General features: G+C 60.2%; 16 protein-coding genes. 7 read left to right on the forward strand and 9 right to left on the reverse strand.

The window, feature by feature from the left end; all coding sequences use genetic code 11:
- Positions 1-29: 29 nt before the first annotated feature.
- From JJ917_14755 to modC, 5 genes are read left to right on the forward strand one after another with little or no spacing between them, the layout of a single operon-like run.
- Positions 30-1091, forward strand: coding sequence for a patatin-like phospholipase family protein (locus JJ917_14755; protein ID MBO6700085.1), 1062 nt, complete (start codon positions 30-32; stop codon positions 1089-1091).
- 12 nt (positions 1092-1103) lie between these two features.
- Positions 1104-1529, forward strand: a complete 426-nt coding sequence (locus JJ917_14760; protein ID MBO6700086.1) for an MmcQ/YjbR family DNA-binding protein — start codon at positions 1104-1106, stop codon at positions 1527-1529.
- Positions 1529-2305 (forward strand): molybdate ABC transporter substrate-binding protein, encoded by a 777-nt coding sequence (gene modA, locus JJ917_14765; GenBank protein ID MBO6700087.1) that lies wholly within the window; start codon positions 1529-1531, stop codon positions 2303-2305. Before JJ917_14760 ends, modA begins: the two co-directional genes overlap by 1 nt.
- Positions 2305-3012: a molybdate ABC transporter permease subunit gene (gene modB, locus JJ917_14770; protein MBO6700088.1), complete on the forward strand. Its 708-nt coding sequence runs from the start codon at positions 2305-2307 to the stop codon at positions 3010-3012. The genes modA and modB overlap by 1 nt, the downstream gene beginning before the upstream one ends.
- A complete protein-coding gene (modC, locus tag JJ917_14775; GenBank protein ID MBO6700089.1) occupies positions 3009-4097 on the forward strand; it encodes a molybdenum ABC transporter ATP-binding protein in 1089 nt (362 codons plus the stop codon). Before modB ends, modC begins: the two co-directional genes overlap by 4 nt.
- On the opposite strand, the gene JJ917_14780 is transcribed toward modC, so the two are convergent.
- The 9 genes from JJ917_14780 to JJ917_14820 all read right to left on the reverse strand — a co-directional run bounded on the left by JJ917_14780 (position 4094) and on the right by JJ917_14820 (position 14965).
- Positions 4094-5341 (reverse strand): glycerate kinase, encoded by a 1248-nt coding sequence (locus JJ917_14780; protein MBO6700090.1) that lies wholly within the window; start codon positions 5339-5341, stop codon positions 4094-4096. The two genes, modC and JJ917_14780, sit on opposite strands and share 4 nt — an antisense overlap.
- A 21-nt stretch (positions 5342-5362) precedes the next feature.
- On the reverse strand, positions 5363-7021 hold the full coding sequence (locus JJ917_14785; protein MBO6700091.1) for an iron ABC transporter permease: 1659 nt from the start codon (positions 7019-7021) through the stop codon (positions 5363-5365).
- 193 nt (positions 7022-7214) lie between these two features.
- The gene (locus tag JJ917_14790; protein MBO6700092.1) at positions 7215-8207 is read right to left on the reverse strand and encodes an ABC transporter substrate-binding protein; all 993 of its coding nucleotides are present in this window, start codon (positions 8205-8207) and stop codon (positions 7215-7217) included.
- A gap of 95 nt (positions 8208-8302) precedes the next feature.
- Positions 8303-9388, reverse strand: coding sequence for an ABC transporter ATP-binding protein (locus tag JJ917_14795; GenBank protein ID MBO6700093.1), 1086 nt, complete (start codon positions 9386-9388; stop codon positions 8303-8305).
- 103 nt (positions 9389-9491) lie between these two features.
- Positions 9492-10268: an amino acid ABC transporter ATP-binding protein gene (locus tag JJ917_14800; protein ID MBO6700094.1), complete on the reverse strand. Its 777-nt coding sequence runs from the start codon at positions 10266-10268 to the stop codon at positions 9492-9494.
- Positions 10269-10311: 43 nt separating this feature from the next.
- A complete protein-coding gene (locus JJ917_14805; GenBank protein MBO6700095.1) occupies positions 10312-11475 on the reverse strand; it encodes an amino acid ABC transporter permease in 1164 nt (387 codons plus the stop codon).
- Between the two features lie 16 nt (positions 11476-11491).
- Complete coding sequence (locus JJ917_14810) at positions 11492-12712, reverse strand: amino acid ABC transporter permease (GenBank protein ID MBO6700096.1); 1221 nt, start codon at positions 12710-12712, stop codon at positions 11492-11494.
- A 210-nt stretch (positions 12713-12922) separates the two neighbouring features.
- The gene (locus JJ917_14815; protein ID MBO6700097.1) at positions 12923-13945 is read right to left on the reverse strand and encodes an amino acid ABC transporter substrate-binding protein; all 1023 of its coding nucleotides are present in this window, start codon (positions 13943-13945) and stop codon (positions 12923-12925) included.
- Between the two features lie 309 nt (positions 13946-14254).
- Positions 14255-14965 carry an SDR family NAD(P)-dependent oxidoreductase gene (locus JJ917_14820; GenBank protein MBO6700098.1) on the reverse strand — a complete coding sequence of 237 codons (711 nt, stop codon included), beginning with the start codon at positions 14963-14965 and terminating at the stop codon, positions 14255-14257.
- Between the two features lie 272 nt (positions 14966-15237).
- On the opposite strand from JJ917_14820, the gene JJ917_14825 reads away from it, so the two are divergent.
- Both JJ917_14825 and JJ917_14830 read left to right on the forward strand, forming a co-directional pair.
- Complete coding sequence (locus JJ917_14825; protein ID MBO6700099.1) at positions 15238-15738, forward strand: hypothetical protein; 501 nt, start codon at positions 15238-15240, stop codon at positions 15736-15738.
- 328 nt (positions 15739-16066) lie between these two features.
- Positions 16067-17911: a TolC family protein gene (locus tag JJ917_14830; GenBank protein MBO6700100.1), complete on the forward strand. Its 1845-nt coding sequence runs from the start codon at positions 16067-16069 to the stop codon at positions 17909-17911.
- The last annotated feature ends 65 nt before the right edge of the window (positions 17912-17976 follow it).

Consider the following 17976-nt stretch of genomic DNA (forward strand, 5'->3'; position numbering starts at 1 on the left):
AGGCCCGGCACGTGGCGCAATCGAAAAAAATGGTCAATCTCGCCCTGCAAGGCGGTGGTGCGCATGGGGCGTTCACTTGGGGCGTGCTCGACAAATTGTTGGAAGATGGGCGTCTGGGCTTTGAGGGCATTTCCGGGACCAGCGCCGGTGCGATGAACGCGGTCGCGCTCGCCGATGGTTGGTACGGCGGAGCCGACGGCAAGGGTGGCGCGGATGGCGCCCGCGAGAAACTGGAAACCTTCTGGCGTGCCATCTCGCGCAACGGCTCGTTTTCGGTCACCGACCAGCAGCAGGAAGTGCTTGATCGGTTTTTGAGTTTTTGGATGTGGCCGATGCGCAATGGTGGCGGCGCGCAGGCCTTTGCCAAGCTTTTTCCGCTCGCGCCATGGGCGAACCCCTTCACCTCGCAGCTGACCAGTCCCTATGAGGTGAACCCGCTCAACATCAATCCGCTGCGCGATGTGGTGGAGCGGTTGGTGGATTTTGAGCGCGTTGCCAAATGCAATGATTTCAAGCTCTTCATTGCGGCGACCAAGGTCCATTCAGGCAAGATCCGGCTTTTTCGACGGGATGATGTGACCGCCGATGCCGTGCTGGCCTCGGCCTGCCTTCCTTATGCCTTCCAGGCGGTGGAGGTTGAGGGTGAACCTTATTGGGATGGCGGCTACACCGGTAATCCGGCGCTCTATCCCTTTTTCACCGAGACGGAATGCGAGGATATTGTGCTCATCCAGATCAATCCGATTGAGCGCAAGGAAACCCCGAAAACCAGCCAAGAGATTCTGGAGCGGGTTTCTGAGATCACTTTCAATGCCTCGCTGCTGCGCGAGTTTCGTGCCATCGATTTCGTCAATCGCCTGATCGATGACGGCAAGCTTGAGGCTGGCGAGTATCAGCGCAACCGGGTGCACCGCATCGATGCCAGCGAGGAGTTGGCTGCGCTGGGTGCCGGATCGAAGTTCAACACCAGTTGGGCGTTTTTCGCCCGCTTGCGTGACATTGGACGCGAGGCGGCAACGCAGTTCTTGGATGCCCATTACAGCGATATTGGTAAGCGCGGCACGCTCGATTTGCGCGAGGCTTTCTCGTAAGCTCTCCTGATGATGGATCGCGCCGCCTTTGACGCCTTGTGCGATAGCCTGCCGGCCACCTTTATGGTGGTGCAGTGGGGCGATGCGCATGTGTGGAAGGTTGGCGATCAGACCGCCAAGGGCAAGAACAAAGTTTTTGCCATGTCCACCTTCTGGCTTGGCAAAGATGGTGGCCCTGACGATCCGAAAAATGGGCAGCATGGCATTGTGCTCAAGGTCGCGCCGATGAGCTTTGAGTTGCTGACCCAAGAGGCGGGCATTGCCCAAGCGCCTTACATGGCCAAGGGTCAATGGATCCGCGTTGTCGAGGACAACCCTCTGAGCGATGAAGATCTTTCCGCCTATATCCGCGAAGCGCACCGGATCATGGCGGGCGGACTGACCAAGAAGCTGCAAGCTGAGCTTGGCTTGACTGATTGGGTCGCAGGGACCGCGTGATGCGCGCGGTCGCAGCGATTGTATTTGCGGCCATGATGGTGCTGCCCCTGCGCGCCGAACCGCTGACCGTGTTTGCGGCGGCAAGCCTGAAAAATGCCTTTGACGCGATCGGTGAGGCATTTACGCGAGAAACTGGCGTTGAGGTGGTGTTTTCCTACGCCGGCACGTCGGTTCTCGCCCGCCAAATCGAGCAAGGGGCGCCAGCGGACGTGTTCGTTTCCGCCCACTCCATCTGGATGGACTATCTGGACGAGCGCGGGCTGATCAACGCCGACACGCGCGGCACAATCGCTGGCAACCGTTTGGTGCTGATCGCGCCGCAATCCATGATGTTCGAGATGCCGCCCGATCTCACCTCCGCCAATGATCTGCTGGCGATCTTGGGCGAGGATGGTCGCCTTGCCGTTGCTCTGGTGGATGCCGTGCCCGCCGGTATCTATGCCCGCGAGGCCATGCAAAATCTCGGCGTTTGGGAGGTGTTGGAGCCGCGTTTGGCGCAGTCTGACAATGTGCGTTCGGCCCTGTTTCTGGTTGCGCGCGGCGAAGCACCGCTCGGAATTGTTTATGCCAGTGATGCGCAGGTTGATGAGGCAGTATTTGTGGCTCAAACCTTCCCCTCCGATAGCCATTCCGCCATTCAGTACGCCGCATCGAGTGTTGCGCAATCCGATAACGGAGCAGCAGCACCTTTTTTGGCGTTTTTGGTGGGCCATGACGCGCAGCAAATTTTGACTGAGAACGGTTTCTCACCCCTCCCATCGGGTGAGGGCGGCTAATGGGAATCACAGACTGGCTCGGTCCGCAGGAATGGCAAGCAGTTGTCCTGTCGCTCCAGGTGGCGTTGGTGGCGACACTGGCAAGCCTGCCGCTCGGCCTGTTCATCGCCTATGCACTCGCGCGCTGGCGGTTTTTTGGCCATGGGCTACTCAATGCTGTGGTGCATCTGCCGCTGGTTCTGCCGCCTGTGGTCACCGGTTATCTGCTGCTCATCGGCTTTGGCCGCCAAGGGCCGATTGGTGGGTTTTTGGATGAGACCTTCGGCATCCGCTTTGCCTTTGAATGGACTGGCGCGGCGCTCGCCAGTGCCGTCATGGGGTTTCCGCTCATGGTGCGGGCGATCCGCCTGGCATTTGAGTCCATCGACCCAAAGCTGGAACAGGCTGCCTCCACTTTGGGCGCTAACCGTTTCATGGTGCTGTGGACTGTGACACTTCCTCTGGCGCTGCCCGGCATCATCGCGGGCATGGTGCTCGCGTTTGCCAAGGCAATGGGCGAGTTCGGCGCGACGATCACATTTGTTTCCAACATTCCTGGCCGCACGCAGACTATTCCCTCGGCGATCTATGCGTTCCTGCAAGTGCCCGGTGGTGAAGAAAGCGCGTTTCGTCTGATCCTGGTTTCCATCGCCGTTTCGATCGGTGCCGTGCTGATCGCTGAGCTTCTGGCCCGCCGAGTAACCGCAGCGCGGGTGGATCGGCCATGACGCTTCAGATCGCCATCAAGAAACAGCAGGGCGATTTCACGCTGGATCTCGATCTTACTGCTGGTGACGGGGTCACTGCTTTGTTCGGTCGCTCAGGCGCTGGAAAGAGCACGGTGATCAAGGCGGTTGCTGGGCTGGTCACACCCGACAGCGGGCATATTCAGCTCGGTGACCAAGTCCTGTTCGACAATGCCAGCCACACCAATCAGCCGGTCCACAAACGGCGCATTGGTCTTGTTTTTCAAGATGCCAGGCTCTTCCCGCATCTGTCTGTACTGAGAAACTTGCTCTATGGCGCGCGTTTTTCCGATGGGTCAGTGAAACGGGCCGACGCGGTGGCGATGGCGGAACTGTTGGGGCTGGACGGGTTGCTCAGCCGTAAGCCGTCTGGACTGTCCGGCGGTGAGGCGCAGCGGGTAGCGATTGGTCGGGCGCTGCTCTCCAAACCGAAACTTCTGATGATGGACGAGCCATTGGCCGGGCTTGATCAGGCGCGCAAAGCTGATGTGCTCGCCCTCATTGAGAAGGTCCGCGACGTGGTCGGCGTGCCAATCCTTTATGTGAGCCATGCCCGCGAGGAAGTTCTGCGGCTGGCCAATCAGGTGGCGATCATCGCCGACGGGAGATGTGTGGATCAGGGCCCGCCGGATGCGCTGCTCGGCGGCAGTGGGACTGGGCTGGCCCGTACGGTCTGTGCACGTCTGGTGATGAAAAACAGCTCCGATGGTCTGTCAGAACTGGCACTGGCCAGCGGGCGGCTCTTCGTACCGCAGGTGGATGCGCCGCTCGGCTGGGTGCTGCAAGTCGAGATCGCGGCGCGCGATGTGATGCTCTCGCTGCGTCTGCCGGAGGGTCTCAGCGCACTGAATGTGCTCGCCTGTCAGATCACCGAACTGCGCGCATCGGGCACCAACCCGTCGGCGATTGATGTGATGCTCGCCTGTGGCGAGGACAGTTTGGTTGCGCAGGTCACCCGTCGCTCGGTGGAGCAGATGGGTTTGCAGCAAGGCATCGGTGTCTATGCGGTCATCAAATCTGTGGCATTGGCGCAGACATCCGGGGCCGTTGATACCGTGGATGTTTAGGCAGGCTCGATCAGGATCGCACGGAAATCGTTGACGTTGGTGAGTGTCGGGCCGGTGATGACTTGATCGCCAATGCTGGCGAAGAAATTGTGCGTGTCATTGTTGGTGAGAGAGGCTTGCGGGTCGATACCTTCGGTCCGCGCCTTGGCGAGTGTTTCCGGCGTCACCATTGCGCCGGCCACCTCCGCCGCGCCGTCCACGCCATCGGTATCGCAGGCAAGCGCATGAATGCCTGGCGCGCCATCAAGCGCAACAGTGAGCGATAGAGCGTATTCAGCATTGGGGCCGCCGACACCGTCGCCGGTGCGGGTGACGGTGCATTCGCCGCCGGAGAGAAGTAGGAGCGGTTGGTTGATCTCACTTTGCAGTTTGAGTGCGAGAGCGGCCTGTTGACGAGCGAGGTCGCGGGCCTCGCCTTCCAGCGCATCGCCAAGAATGGTGACCTCGATGCCCTCGCTTTCCGCGATCTTCTTGGCAGCGTCTAGGGACTGGGAGGGTGCGGCGATGATGGTGTTGGTCGTCGTCGACAGGTGTTCATCGCCTGGTGGAATGACACCAGTTTCACCATCGAGAACGGCTTTGGCCGAAGCAGGCAGGTCAATGGCGTAGCGCGTGATGATGGCCAGCGCATCGGCAGGCGTCGAGCTGTCGCCGACGGTTGGCCCAGAGGCGATGTAGGCCGGATCATCGCCCGGGACATCGGAGATCATCAGGGCATGAAGCGTGGCAGGGTAAGCGGCGGCTGCGAGTTGCCCCCCCTTGATGCGCGAGAGGTGTTTGCGCACCACGTTCATCTCATCGATCGGCGCGCCTGAGGCAAGCAAGGCGGCGTTGACGGCCATCTTGTCCTCCAGCGTCATGTCGCCCGCCGGGTCGATCATCAGCGAGGATCCGCCGCCAGAGATGAGGGCGAGGATGAAGGTGTTCTTGTCAGCCTGCTCAAGCATGGCGCGGAGGTCTCGGGTGGCCAGCAAACCGGCCTCATCTGGCACGGGATGCGAGGCGCTTTTGAGTGTGATGCCCTGCAGCGGGCGTTCATAGCCGTAGCGGGTGATGATTAGGCCGTCGCACGGCCCCCAGGCGCTTTCCAGCGCTTCGCCCATCCGCGCCGATGCCTTACCGGCGCCGATGACGAGCAGCTCGCCGTCGGGCTTGGGTGGCAGGTGGGCGGGCACGCAGATCATCGGGTCGGCGACCCGAACGGCTTCGTCAAAGAGCGAGCGGAGGAGGTTTTGCTGGTTCATGGCCGCTTGTTAGCAGCGCTCTTACCGCCAGGGAAGCGTGCCCTTTGGAAGCCTAGGATGCAGGCTGTCGAGCGCGATCACTAGCGCCAGAACGACCAGCACCGTGACCACGGCAACAGCCGATGCCAGCGTGGTGTAGCCGCCATCTTCAAAGTTGAAGAGAACAACGCCGAGCGTTTCGGTACCCGAGGACCAGAGCAGCGCCGAAACGGTGAGCTCGTTGAAAGCGGTCAGGAACACAAGTACCGCGCCGGCCGCAGCTGCCGGCAGGACACCGGGAACCAGAACCAAGTTGAAACGCTGCCAGAAGCCAGCACCACACATGGCCGCTGCTTCCTCAAGCCGTGGATCCAATTGGCTGAAGGCGGCGGTCACCGGGCGCAGCGCAAGAATGTAGAAGCTCGACAGGTAAGCGATCAGAATGATGCCGTAAGTGCCGTAAAGGCTGACGCCAATCACCGGCAGAGGGCGGATGAAAAGCAGGATCATCGCGATGGCAAGCACGATGCCGGGCAGGGCGTAAGGCGTTTCCACCAGCGCTTCGAACAACACGCGGCGGCGCCCTGATAGCCGAGAGAGCGCGTAACCTGACGGCAGCGAAAGCGCCATCAGGATCAGCGCCGCGCTGCCAGCGAGCATGAATGAGTTCATATACGCCCGCGTTGTCACGTCCTGGCGGAACAGCACTTCGACATAATTGTTGAGCGTGAACGTCTCAGCGTTGAGTGCCATGCCGTAGGACGGTAGCAGCGAAGCGGCGATGAGCGCGGTTAGTGGGGCCACCAGCAAGAGGGCGTTGAGTGTCCACACCCCGATTTCGGCTGGCAGGCGAAAGCGACCTAAAGCGAACGGGGTCAGCGGTTTGTCGGCCTCAATGCGCGTGGCGTAGCGGGCGAGCACGAACGCGGTGATCATGGTGCCGATGCCAGCGATGAATGACACCAAAACCGCCAGCGTCGCGACGCGTGGGATCATGCCGGTGCCGAAGCTTGCCAGGCGTTGATAGATGAGGGTGGGCAGCGTCAGATAGTTTTCCGGCATGCCGAGCAGGGCCGGGATGCCGAAGTTGCCGATCGAAGAAACAAAACAGAGCGCGAACGCAGCGGCCAGAAACGGCGCCAGCATCGGCAGACCAACAAAGGAAAACGCGCGCCATGAACTGGCGCCACAGGCGCGGGCGGCTTCGATCACGTCGCCGGGGATAGCGCGCAGGCCGGCGCGCAAGGTGATGAAGGCGAGCGCGGTGTGCTGAACCCCAAGCAGCAAGATGATGCCTTCGCGGCCATACATCGGATTGGCAGAGCCGGGCGGTGGGGCAAGGCCAAACGTCTGGAGCAAGGCCGAGGATGGGCCAAACAGTTGGAGCCAGGCCAGAGCCGTGACCTGCGGGGCGATCATCAGCGGTAAAAGGAATGCCACCGACAGCAGCCGTTTGCTGCGCATATCGGTGGCGCCAACCAGAAAGGCGAGCAAGCCGCCCAAACCAAGTGACAAGAAGGATGACCAAAGCGCGACGTCAAACGTATTGAGGGTGGCGCGCGCGGAGGCCGTACGGCTGATCTCTGTCCAGAAAGCTTCCAGTCCCGGCGCGAAAGCTGCGATCAGCAGGCGCGCGATCGGCACAAGGGCAAGCAACAGCACAGCAATGCCCAGGACCAGATAGGGCGTGAAAGCATCCATGCGCGAGAGCGCGAAGGGGACGCGTTGGCTTAGGCTTCTGGCCGGGTCTTTGGGTTCCACATGGTGGCGTGTGCGGGGCAGTACTGGCGCGCCTATCGTTTGGTCACTCATGATAGGTCTTTCATGGAGCGATCTTGCGATCTGTTTGAAGTGGCGCGCCTGCCCATGTCAATGTCGGTCTCTTTGGTTGGGTCTACTGGCCAAACAAATCAGCGAAACGGATGCGGTTTTCTTCTGAGCTTGCCAGCGCCTGCGCCGGATCAAAGTCCATCACTGTGATCTCGTCGCGGGGCGGAAAACCGGCAGGCAGTTCGATGTCTGGATGGGCAGGTACATAGCCCTGGTCAGCGGCAAGCTGCTGACCAGCCGGTGAGAGCAGAAAATCCACAAAGGCTTTGGCCGCTTCCGGGTTTTGCGCGGTCGAGAGAATGGCAACCGGTTCGGTCACAGCCGACACGCCTTCGCTTGGGAAGACAAACTCCACTGGGGCGCCATTGGCCTTTTCGCGGATGGCCAGGAAATCAACGACCATGCCGAACAGTTGCTCGCCGCCGGCCACGGCATTGAACGTGCCGCCATTGCCGCCAGCAGCGATCGTGTCGCGGGCGGCGAGCAACTCATAATATTCCCAGCCCATGTCGAGGTTGCTGGTCAGGGTTTCCAAGTGGATGAGCGCAGCGCCTGACGTCAGTGGTGAGGGGATGCGTACCTGGCCAATGGCCTCATCGCGCAACAGATCAAGCCAGTTGTCCGGTTGGAACGGAGCGGCGGTATTGTAGACGATGCCGGTGGTGATGAGTTTGGTGGAGAAGTAATAGCCTTCTGGATCCATCAGGCCCTCGTCATAGGCTGATGTGTCGGCATCGGGATGCGCCATCAGACGGCCTTCCTGTTTCAGGCCCTCCATGGTCACCATGTCAGCGATCAGAAGCACGTCAGGCTGCGGGCTGCCGGCTTCAAATTCGGTGGCGAGACGGGCCATCATTTGGGTGGTGCCATCGCGCACCCATTCCACCTCGACGTCTGGATGGGCAGCGGTGAACGCGTCCACGGTTGCCTGCGCGTCGGCGTTGGGCTGAGAGGTGTAAAGTACCAGACGGCCTTCGGCGGCCTGAACTGCCAGCGGCGCGGCGATGGTCAGCGCGAGTGCGGCTGCCAAGGATTTCAAGGGACGCAAAGCGGACATGTCAAACTCCAAAGATGGGAAAGATGATTGGTGCGGTGCCTAGTATGGCTTGATCACAGGGCTATGACGTTAGCTCGGTTTCCTTTGGGACATCTTTAGGGCGCCAAGACTCGCGGCGTTTCAGATGTGAGGTCAAGCCGGGTGGTGTCGCCCGCCTCAAGCGATGTGTCGGGCGACGTGTCGACGATGATCGGTGGGCCATTATCAAGCGTGATGTGCAGTCGCTTGCGGTCGCCGAAATAGGTCGCCGCCGTCACTTCGCCTTGCAGAGGACCATCGCTGGCCGGGGTCAGGTCTTCCGGGCGGGCGACGAGAAAGACATCGCCGCGCTTGTCGGGATAGGCGGCGATGCGCTGGCCTTGGACGTGGATGCTGCCATCGTGGGCGTGGGCCGGGATCAATGCCGCTGCGCCGATGAATTTGGCGACAAAGGGCGAGGCGGGTTGCTCGTAAATCTCAAAGGGCGTGCCGACTTGGGCGATGGCGCCTCGGTCCATGACCACGATCCTGTCGGCCAACGCCATCGCCTCGGCTTGGTCGTGGGTGACATAGATCGCCGTGACGCCGAGCTTTTCGAGCAGTCCCGATAGCTCGGCGCGCAACCGCTCGCGTAGGCTGGCGTCAAGGGCGGTCAGCGGTTCGTCGAGCAGAAGGATGCGTGGCTCAACTGCGAGCGCCCTGGCCAGCGCGACGCGTTGTTTTTGCCCGCCGGACAGTTCGTGCACCTGCCGATGTTCGAGGCCCTCGATCCCGACAAAGGATGCCAGCTGCGCGAGCCGCTCTGCCTGCTCGGATTTGGGCACTTTTTTAAGATGCAGCGGAAAGAGGATGTTGCCGGCCACGGTGAGCGTGGGAAACAGCGCATAGGATTGAAAGACCATGCCGACCCGACGGGCTTCGATGGGCAGGCCGGTAACGTCGTCCTGGTCGAAATGAACCGAGCCTTCAAGGTCGGGCGTTTCGAGGCCAGCGATTAGGCGAAGCAGGGTGGTCTTGCCGCAGCCGGACGGGCCGAGGATCACCATCTTCTCTTGTGGGGCAATGTGAAGCGAGAGCGGCAGCAGGGCCCGCGTGCCATCGGGAAAGGTCTTTGCGCAGTCTGTCAGCGTGATCCCGGCGCCGCCGTTCATTGCGGTAAGGCTGTCTTGCGGACGTGTCTGTGCTGAGGCGGCGCCTGTCATACTTGTCGCTTATGTCTGGTGTGTGAAGGATCAATGACATCCTATCCACCATACACACTACAATGCCATGACCGCCCTGCGGACGGCCACGGCATAGGTGGCCTTAAAGAATTTGATTGAGAAATTCTTTGGTGCGCTCGTTCTGCGGGTTGTCGAAGAAGGCGTTCGGCTCGTTCTGCTCAACGATCTCGCCCTGATCCATGAAGATCACCCGGTCGGCAACAGCTTTGGCGAAGCCCATCTCGTGGGTCACGCACAGCATCGTCATGCCTTCTTTGGCGAGGTCGACCATGGTGTCGAGCACCTCCTTGACCATCTCTGGATCAAGCGCCGAGGTCGGCTCGTCGAAGAGCATGATTTTCGGTGTCATGCACAGGGCGCGGGCGATGGCCACGCGCTGTTGCTGGCCACCGGAGAGCTGGCCTGGATACTTCAGCGCTTGCTCGCCAATGCGCACACGTTCCAGATATTTCATGCCCAGCGCTTCAGCCTCGGCCTTGGGCGTTTTCTTCACCCAGATCGGTGCGAGCGTGCAGTTGTCGAGCACCGAGAGGTGCGGGAACAGGTTGAAGTGCTGGAACACCATGCCGACTTCGGCGCGAACCGCGTCGATGTTCTTGATGTTGTCGGTCAGCTCGATGCCATCAACGCTGATGTCGCCTTCCTGATGCTCTTCCAGGCGGTTGATGCAGCGAATAAGCGTTGATTTGCCGGAGCCCGACGGTCCGCACACAACGATGCGTTCGCCGGATTTCACCGACAGGTTGATGTCCTTCAAGACGTGGAAATCGCCATACCATTTGTTGACGCCCGACATGGTGATGACGTCGGCGGCGCCCATGGTGGAGGCGGCGGTTGAAGCGGGTGCGGTGGTTGCCATTGTCTGGTGTCCTTACGCAAAAACGGTTGAGGGCTGTTGGCGCTTAGGTGCGCTTGTGGCCGCGATGCAATTCGTGCTCCAGCCATTGGCTGTATTTCGACATGGAGAAGCAGAACAGGAAGTAGAGTATGGCGACGAACACCATGCCCTCGATGTAATAGGCGCGCCATTCCAGATCGTTGATGGCCACGCGCATCGTGAACATGAGATCGAATATACCCACGATGAGCACCAGCGAGGTGTCCTTGAACATGCCGATGAAGGTGTTGACCTGCGGCGGAATGGTGATCTTCAGCGCCTGTGGCAGGACGATGAAGGTCATCGACTGCCAATAGGACAGGCCCATCGCATCTGCGGCCTCGTACTGACCTTTTGGAATGGCCTGAAGACCGCCGCGCACGACTTCTGCAAGATAGGCAGCGGCAAACATGATGATCGCGACCTGCGCCCGCAGCAGCTTATCGATGGTGATGCCTTCGGGCATAAACAGCGGGAACATGACCGAAGCCATGAAGAGCACCGTGATCAGCGGGACGCCGCGGATCAGTTCGATGTAGCCGACGCAGAACGCCTTGACGATCGGCATTTTGGAGCGACGGCCAAGCGCCAAGGCGATGGAGATCGGGAAGGCCAGGCCACAGCCGATCACGGCCAGCATCAGGGTGATGGGCAGACCGCCCCAGAGGTTGTTGGGCACATAGTCCAAACCGAAGATGCCGCCTGAGAGTAGGATCCAGCAAACGATCAGGCCAACTGGCCAGATGACCAAAAGGCTCTTGTTCCACATCGGCTTGAAGCAGGAGATGATGACCAGGCCGATGAAGATCGTGACCGCCGCGCCGGGCCGCCATTGCTGCTCAAACGGGTAGGTGCCGAACAGGATAAAGCGCCATTTTTCGTAGACAAAGGCCCAGCAAGCGCCGGCCACTTCGCGGCAGGCGTCAGCCGGTGCGGCTTCCCAAAGGGCGCTGGTGACGAACCAGTCAAACAGGGCTGGAATCCAGTTGGCCAACGCCCAAATGGCAAGCAGTGTGAAAAGGGCGTTGTACCAAGTGTTGAAGAGGTTTTCCTTCAGCCACGTCATCGGGCCAGGGCGGATGTAGGCCGGCGCCGGACGGGCTTGGGCTGGTACAAAATTGGCCGCGTCGGCGAACGGTGCCGAGGTTGTCGGGCGGTCGTTGACGGCGGAGCTTGTTGTATCGGTCATGTCTTACGTCCTCGCCCTAGCGCTCTGTCAGCGCGATGCGCCCGTTGTACCAATTCATGAACAACGAGGTGATCAGCGACAGTGAGAGATAAACAGTCATGAAGACGGCGATGATTTCGATCGCCTGGCCTGACTGGTTGAGCGCGGTGTTGCCGACGGAAACGAGATCGGGATAGCCGATCGCGATCGCCAGCGAGGAGTTTTTGGTGAGGTTCAAATACTGGCTGGTGATCGGTGGAATGATCACCCGCAGGGCCTGCGGCAGAATCACCAAACGCAGCGTGTTGCCGGGGTTGAGGCCAACGGCCTTGGCCGCTTCGGTTTGGCCGTAGTTCACCGCCTGGATGCCTGAACGCACGATCTCGGCGATGAAGGCGCTGGTGTAGATGGTGAGGCCGAGCAGCAGGGCCAAGAACTCCGGTGACAGCGACTGCCCACCGGCGAAGTTGAAGCCGCGCAGTTCAGGTGCGTTGACTTCGGTCGGTGCGCCACCGATGAGCCAGACTGCGGCACCTAGACCGAAGATGAGACCCAGCGAAGGCAGAAGCGTCTTGGGTCGAACGCCTGTATCGGCCTGAATCCGATCGGCTCGTCGCGCCAGGAAATAGGCGCCGACGGCACCGGCAAGCATGGCCAGAAGGACCCAGGTCCAGATCTGGTGGTCCGCCATGACGGGGTATTTCAGGCCGCGGTTGGAGAGGAACACGCCAGGCAGCAGCGTCCAGCTGTCGCGCGGCCGCGGCAGAATGTTGATGAGCAGCCCGTAGAGAAAGAACAGGTGCAAGAGCAGCGGGATGTTGCGCAACACCTCCACATAGATCGAGGCGAATTTCGCGATCAAGAAGTTCGATGACAGTCGGGCGATGCCCATGATGACGCCGACGATGGTCGCCAGAATGATGCCGAAGAACGCAACCTTGACCGTGTTCAGGATCCCGACCAGCAGTGCGCGGCCATAGGTGTCGTCATTGGTGTATTCGATAATGGCTTCGCCGATATCGAAACCGGCGCGCACATCAAGAAAACCGTAGCCAGACTGAATGCCGCGTGCGGCAAGATTGGCCAGCGTGTTGGAAACCAGAAAGAAGCCAACGCCGATGACAACGGCGATCAGGACGACCTGATAGATGATGGCCCGAAATTTCTCGCTGTAGAGGAGATTTGTCTTTGGTGCGGCCTTAGGTTGCGGAGCTGACGGCTCCGGAAATCCTGCTCCGCTATGCGCGTGATCAGTCATGCGTGATCTCGAACCTGTTCCCTGTGCGCGCTGTTGAAAATTGCGAACGTTTTTCCGTTCGTCGTATCAGCGCTGGACGCATTGGCCGTTGGAAAGGTGCGGGTGCCATGGTGCGCTCATGGTAGCGCATCGCAGCCCCGGTTCCCCGCAGGCTTGAAACGGAAACGGGCCACAATGCGTGTGCACCATGGCCCGTCCTTAGTTGCCGTCTTAGCGAACCGGCGGAGCGTACTGGATGCCCCCTTCGGTCCACAGCGCGTTCAGGCCGCGCGGCAGGCCGAGCGGCGTGATGTTACGCTCATACATTTCGCCGTAGTTGCCGAGTTCGGTGATGATGTCCAGCGCCCAGTCGTTGCGCAGGCCAAGCAAGGAACCCATTTCACCGGAACCGCCAAGCAAACGCTGAACGGTTGGATCGGAAGAGTTGGCGAGCATGTCAGCAGCATTTTCTGACGTCACGCCCTTTTCTTCAGCTTCCAGTGTTGCAAACAGAATCCAGCGAGCGATGGCATAGAGCTCATCGTCGCCGCGGCGCAGCATTGGGCCAAGCGGTTCTTTGGAGATGAGATCCGGAAGGATCACATAATCATCCGGGTTTGGCGCGTTGGCCGTACGCACAGCGGCCAGAGCCGAAGCGTCTGTCGTGTAGACGTCGCAACGACCTTCGAAGAAGGCGGTCAGAACTTCCTGAAGCGCTTCAAACAGGACTGGCTCATAATCGATGCCGCGTGCTGCAAAAACGTCTGCCAGGTTCAGCTCGGTGGTGGTGCCGGATTCGACACAGACCGAAGCGCCGTTCATGTCTTCAAGCGACTCGATGCCGTCTTCAGCACGAACCATGAAGCCCTGGCCATCATAGAACCATGTGCCGGCAAAAGTTGCGCCAAGCGAAGCGTCACGGGTCAGAGTCCAGGTGGTGTTGCGCGAAAGAATGTCGACTTCACCGGCCTGCAGGGCGGGGAAACGTTGCACCGATGAAAGCGGAACATATTGCACAGCGCTGGAATCGTCGAAGAGCGCGATTGCCATGGCTTTACAGTAATCGACGTCGAAGCCAGTCCAAACGCCTTGGCTGTCTGCGATGCCGAAACCAGCCAGGCCGGTGTTCACGCCGCAGATCAGTTCACCGCGATCAAGGATCGCATCAAGCTGCTCACCAGCCTGGGCCGGCATTGCCGATACGGTCAGCGCGATGGCCGATGCTGCTGTTGCAGCAATCGTAAGTTTTTTCATTGTTGGTCCTTCCCTTGTTTACGCAGACACGCGTCAGGAGCATTGGCGAGCAACAGAGATTAACCCGTCAGTTTCGCCCAACCCCTCAGCGGACACGTGCCACCCTCGCGTCAGAGGCCGAGTGTTCTCGGTCCGTCCTGACAAAAGGATAGGAAGGGCTAACACAGGGGTTGGGGGTGCTCAAGGTCTGTGCACCGCACAAAATGCAGGCGCATTGCTGCGTTATTGCGCATTGTCAGCACTGGGCCGGCGGGGTGGAGTCCTCGACCTACGCTGGAATCGATTGATAGGCGCCGTTGCTGGTGAGGCTCAGTAGGGCAGGACCTTGCCATCATAGGCGACAAGCTGTCCCGATTGCGCGGTGCTTGCGTTGTTGATGACCTGCAGCATTGACGCTGCGGACTCCTGCGGCGTTTGCAGGCGAATACCGTTTTTGGCGAATGGATCGGACAGAGGCGTAGCAACCGTTCCGGGATGCAACGCCAGGCAGATCGCCTCTGGTCGCTTGCGGGCCAACTCAATTGATGCCGTTTTGACGATTTGGTTGAGGGCTGCTTTGGCAGATCGGTAGCCGTACCATCCGCCAAGTTGATTGTCGGAAATCGAGCCGACTTTGGCGGAAATTGTTGCAAACACGGCTTTGCCGTCACGCGAGAAGAGCGGCAGCAGATGCTTGATCAAGAGAGCCGGGCCGATTGTGTTGACGGCAAACTGATGCGCCAAGGCAGCAGGGTCGATGGCCGACCAGCTCTTCTCCGGCCCGCCTTGAGCGCCATGCAGATACCCGGTCGCATCGAAAGCCAGCCTCAGATCATGACCTGATGCTTTGACCTTTTCGGCGAGGGCAGCGACATGGTCCTCGCGGGTGATGTCATAAGATGGCTGGCCGCTGCGCGATGCCTCGATGACATGCGCAAACCGCCCGCTCGACCCAATGGCTGCCGCAACCGCTGCGCCAATGCCGCCGCTCGCTCCGACCACGACTGCCAGGCCGCCTGAAGGAAACGAGGTGAGCCTCATCTCATCGGTCATAGGTGAACAAACTCATTCTTGCTGCGGTGCGGTCTCGGTAGCTGTCGCGAAGGCCGCGTTTGGCAAGGGCCGGCCCGAATGGCTACCGTCGCTCGTGTGACAAATGTCACAAACCGATTGTGGAGCCTGTGCTTGGCTGGCCATGTAAAGGAACCCGCCAAATGGCGCGGTTTGACATGCTGCCCAGCAGGATTTTCAATGCGGGCATCGGGGACTGGTGGATCGAAGACGGTCTGTCGGAAAGTTAGGGGTTTAACACAATGAAACGAACATTTTTGTCCATGCTGGGTGGTGCAATGGCTGTTGCGCTAGTGGCCGTCGGCGGCTCTTTGTCCTTCGTGAGTGACGCCAATGCGGCTTGCCCGACTTACCAAGGCAACCCCCATTTCGGGACCGTCAATCTGACGGAAGGTTTTTTGCCAGATCCCTGGAACCGCAGCGTGACGGCGGGCGGACAGAACGAAATCTCCAACTGCGGCATTGGCGCGTGGGGATGGGTAGCGCGCCGTCCAGACTATCGCGTTCAATATCGCACCTCGGGTGCGTCGGCGCTGACCTTCATCATTCAGTCGAACGTGGACACGGTGCTTTTGGTCAACGATCCGTTCGGCAACTGGTACTTTGATGATGATGGTGGTGTCGATCTTGGCGCTCAGTTGCGGATCGCCAATGCGCCGGCAGGCCAATATGACATCTGGATCGGGTCCTACAATCGCGGCAGCGGCATCCCGGCAACGCTGCAAATTTCCGAGCGCTACTAAGCTTCCCTCTACTGAAGGCTTGCTTTTCCAACTCCGCCCTCTCGGGCGGAGTTTTTTGCATTGAACGGGTCATCCCGCTTGCTCAGGTGAACTGCGCAACGCCCTTTATCAACCCAAAATGGGACACCTGCATTTCAGCAGAACTAACTGTTTCCTAAGGGTCTTTTTAGGGAACGTTAAGGTTAATGATGTCTGATCTGAACCCGAAGCAGCGTGTTCTTGCTGCGATGTTTTGCGTTTCGGGGTGGGTGTCGTGTTTCGTTCGGTCGTTAACAGGCGTTCGGCATGGGTATTGCCGATGGTCGCCGCCTTTGCCCTTGCCGGGTGTATGACCCGCCCGCCTGCTGGCGCCGGCCTTTCCTGTCCCGTCACAGTCCCGCAATGCCATGGACCGGTCTATTCGGTCGGCGGCTTTAATGATGATGCCACCCTAACAACGGGTTCGATCGGCAATGCCGCCACGGCCGCCGTCGCGCCAGATGCCATTGAGGACGCAGGCGAGGACCCGATGGGCTTGGCTGCGCAGGCTTTGCCAGATCGCGTTGACCCAGGAGATGAGCCAACAGCCGAGCTAGCCCTCGGTCCGGCCTTGCGCTTAACACCGCTCACCGCCAGCGATGCGTCGGAGTTGCCAGCTGCAACCAGCGATCCGCTGGAGCTCAACCAGGCACCTGAATCGCCCTCTGCCACATCACCGATGGCCAATGCCGATGAGTTGGAGCTGCGGGCCAGCGACTCGCCTCTGACGCTCGATCCGCCGGTCCAGGATGCCTCGTTCGCCGCGCCGCAACTGGCCGGGCAAGGAGAGGGCACTGACGAAAGCAATGTCGAACTGGCTGGCGCGGATGGTTTCGACAGCAATGATCCCCTGCCGCCCGCCCGACAGTTCGATGGCGATATCTCGGTCTCAGCCGATCCGGGTGATGGACCGCGCATGACGCTTGCGGATGTGGTAACGCGCGCGGCGACCATGCACCCAGAGATCACGCTTGCATTGGCGCGAGTCGATGAGGCGCGTGCCGGTGTGCAACGCGCGCGATCCGGTCTTGGACCGCAGGTCGATCTGACCTTGGCGGCCGGGCAGACCGCATCCGGCACTTATGACCCGACGGATTTCGACCTCAACAATCGCACCGCTGACGCGGAAGCGCGTTTGGACGGCACGGTGCGCCTGCGCCAGTTGCTGTTCGATTTCAACGTAACGCGCGACCAGGTGCTGTCGACGCTTGCAACGTCCGATGCAGCGCGATTGCGCACCATCGATGTCACCGAAGATTTGGCCTTGCGCACAGCGCAGGCTTATCTGCGGATCTTCCAGCAACGGCAACTGCTGGCGCTCATCGATCGCAACATCGTCGAGCATGAACGGCTGCTTGAGATTGTTGAGCTCAATGAAGCCGATGGCAACTCGACCATGGCGGACGTCAATCGTGTGGCGGCGCGGCTTAGCGAAGTGCGCTCGGCGCGTACCGATCTGGCCGCCGGCCTCGATGCCGCTGAGGATGCGTTTGAACGGTTGGCGCGCATCGCTCCAGGCCGGCTTCAGCCGCCAGCGCCGGTGGTTTCCAACCTTGCGCCGTCTGCCGATGACGCCATCGATCGGGCCTTGTCCGGTAACCCTCGACTGCTCTCATTGGCCTATACGGTTCGTGCCGCCCAGCACGAGCTTGATGTGGTCAATGGCGATGGTCGCGCGCGAATCGACTTGGAACTTGAGGCCAACTCCAAGACCTATATCTCCTCCGACACACGCACCGAGAACGATGCCCGCGGGATGGTGGTGTTCTCCTACTCCTTGTTTGATGCCGGCAACGCCGAAGGCGAGCAACGCGAAGTCGAGGCGCGCATTCGCCAGGCGCGGGCCCGCTACACCGACACCCGCGACCAGGTTGAGGCTGACATCCGCCAGGCCTACCGCGCTATTGCCTCGGCGCGACGCAAATTGGGTGACCTGCGGTCCGGTCTGCAATCGAGCCGCCAAGTTCAGTCGCTTTACACCGAGCAGTTCCAAGCCGGCGAACGGACGATTTTCGAACTGCTCGACGCGCAAAACGCGTTGTTCTCGGCTGAGCAAGAGCTGATCATGAGCCAGTTCTCCGAGTTGGAAGCCGCTTACAGCGTGTTGCGCTCAACAGGCAGACTGACCTCGACGATCCTCAATCAGGGCGGTTGAACTCTATTGGGCCGGCGGCCAATGTTTTTCCAAGCTTTTCGGGCACTTGCCGCAGCGCGTTAACC

It is taken from the genome of Hyphomicrobiales bacterium, assembly GCA_017642935.1.
Lineage (GTDB): Bacteria > Pseudomonadota > Alphaproteobacteria > Rhizobiales > MH13 > MH13.

What these genes read in the sequence shown, in the direction of transcription:
- modB (MBO6700088.1), top strand. Translation starts at nt 2,305, where the DNA reads ATGGGAATCACAGACTGGCTCGGTCCGCAGGAATGGCAAGCAGTTGTC.
- modC (MBO6700089.1), top strand. Translation starts at nt 3,009, where the DNA reads ATGACGCTTCAGATCGCCATCAAGAAACAGCAGGGCGATTTCACGCTG.
- JJ917_14790 (MBO6700092.1), bottom strand. Translation starts at nt 8,207, where the DNA reads ATGTCCGCTTTGCGTCCCTTGAAATCCTTGGCAGCCGCACTCGCGCTG.
- JJ917_14815 (MBO6700097.1), bottom strand. Translation starts at nt 13,945, where the DNA reads ATGAAAAAACTTACGATTGCTGCAACAGCAGCATCGGCCATCGCGCTG.
- JJ917_14810 (MBO6700096.1), bottom strand. Translation starts at nt 12,712, where the DNA reads ATGACTGATCACGCGCATAGCGGAGCAGGATTTCCGGAGCCGTCAGCT.
- JJ917_14795 (MBO6700093.1), bottom strand. Translation starts at nt 9,388, where the DNA reads ATGACAGGCGCCGCCTCAGCACAGACACGTCCGCAAGACAGCCTTACC.
- modA (MBO6700087.1), top strand. Translation starts at nt 1,529, where the DNA reads ATGCGCGCGGTCGCAGCGATTGTATTTGCGGCCATGATGGTGCTGCCC.
- JJ917_14805 (MBO6700095.1), bottom strand. Translation starts at nt 11,475, where the DNA reads ATGACCGATACAACAAGCTCCGCCGTCAACGACCGCCCGACAACCTCG.
- JJ917_14755 (MBO6700085.1), top strand. Translation starts at nt 30, where the DNA reads ATGGTCAATCTCGCCCTGCAAGGCGGTGGTGCGCATGGGGCGTTCACT.
- JJ917_14780 (MBO6700090.1), bottom strand. Translation starts at nt 5,341, where the DNA reads ATGAACCAGCAAAACCTCCTCCGCTCGCTCTTTGACGAAGCCGTTCGG.
- JJ917_14800 (MBO6700094.1), bottom strand. Translation starts at nt 10,268, where the DNA reads ATGGCAACCACCGCACCCGCTTCAACCGCCGCCTCCACCATGGGCGCC.
- JJ917_14760 (MBO6700086.1), top strand. Translation starts at nt 1,104, where the DNA reads ATGGATCGCGCCGCCTTTGACGCCTTGTGCGATAGCCTGCCGGCCACC.
- JJ917_14825 (MBO6700099.1), top strand. Translation starts at nt 15,238, where the DNA reads ATGAAACGAACATTTTTGTCCATGCTGGGTGGTGCAATGGCTGTTGCG.
- JJ917_14785 (MBO6700091.1), bottom strand. Translation starts at nt 7,021, where the DNA reads ATGGATGCTTTCACGCCCTATCTGGTCCTGGGCATTGCTGTGCTGTTG.
- JJ917_14830 (MBO6700100.1), top strand. Translation starts at nt 16,067, where the DNA reads ATGACCCGCCCGCCTGCTGGCGCCGGCCTTTCCTGTCCCGTCACAGTC.
- JJ917_14820 (MBO6700098.1), bottom strand. Translation starts at nt 14,965, where the DNA reads ATGAGGCTCACCTCGTTTCCTTCAGGCGGCCTGGCAGTCGTGGTCGGA.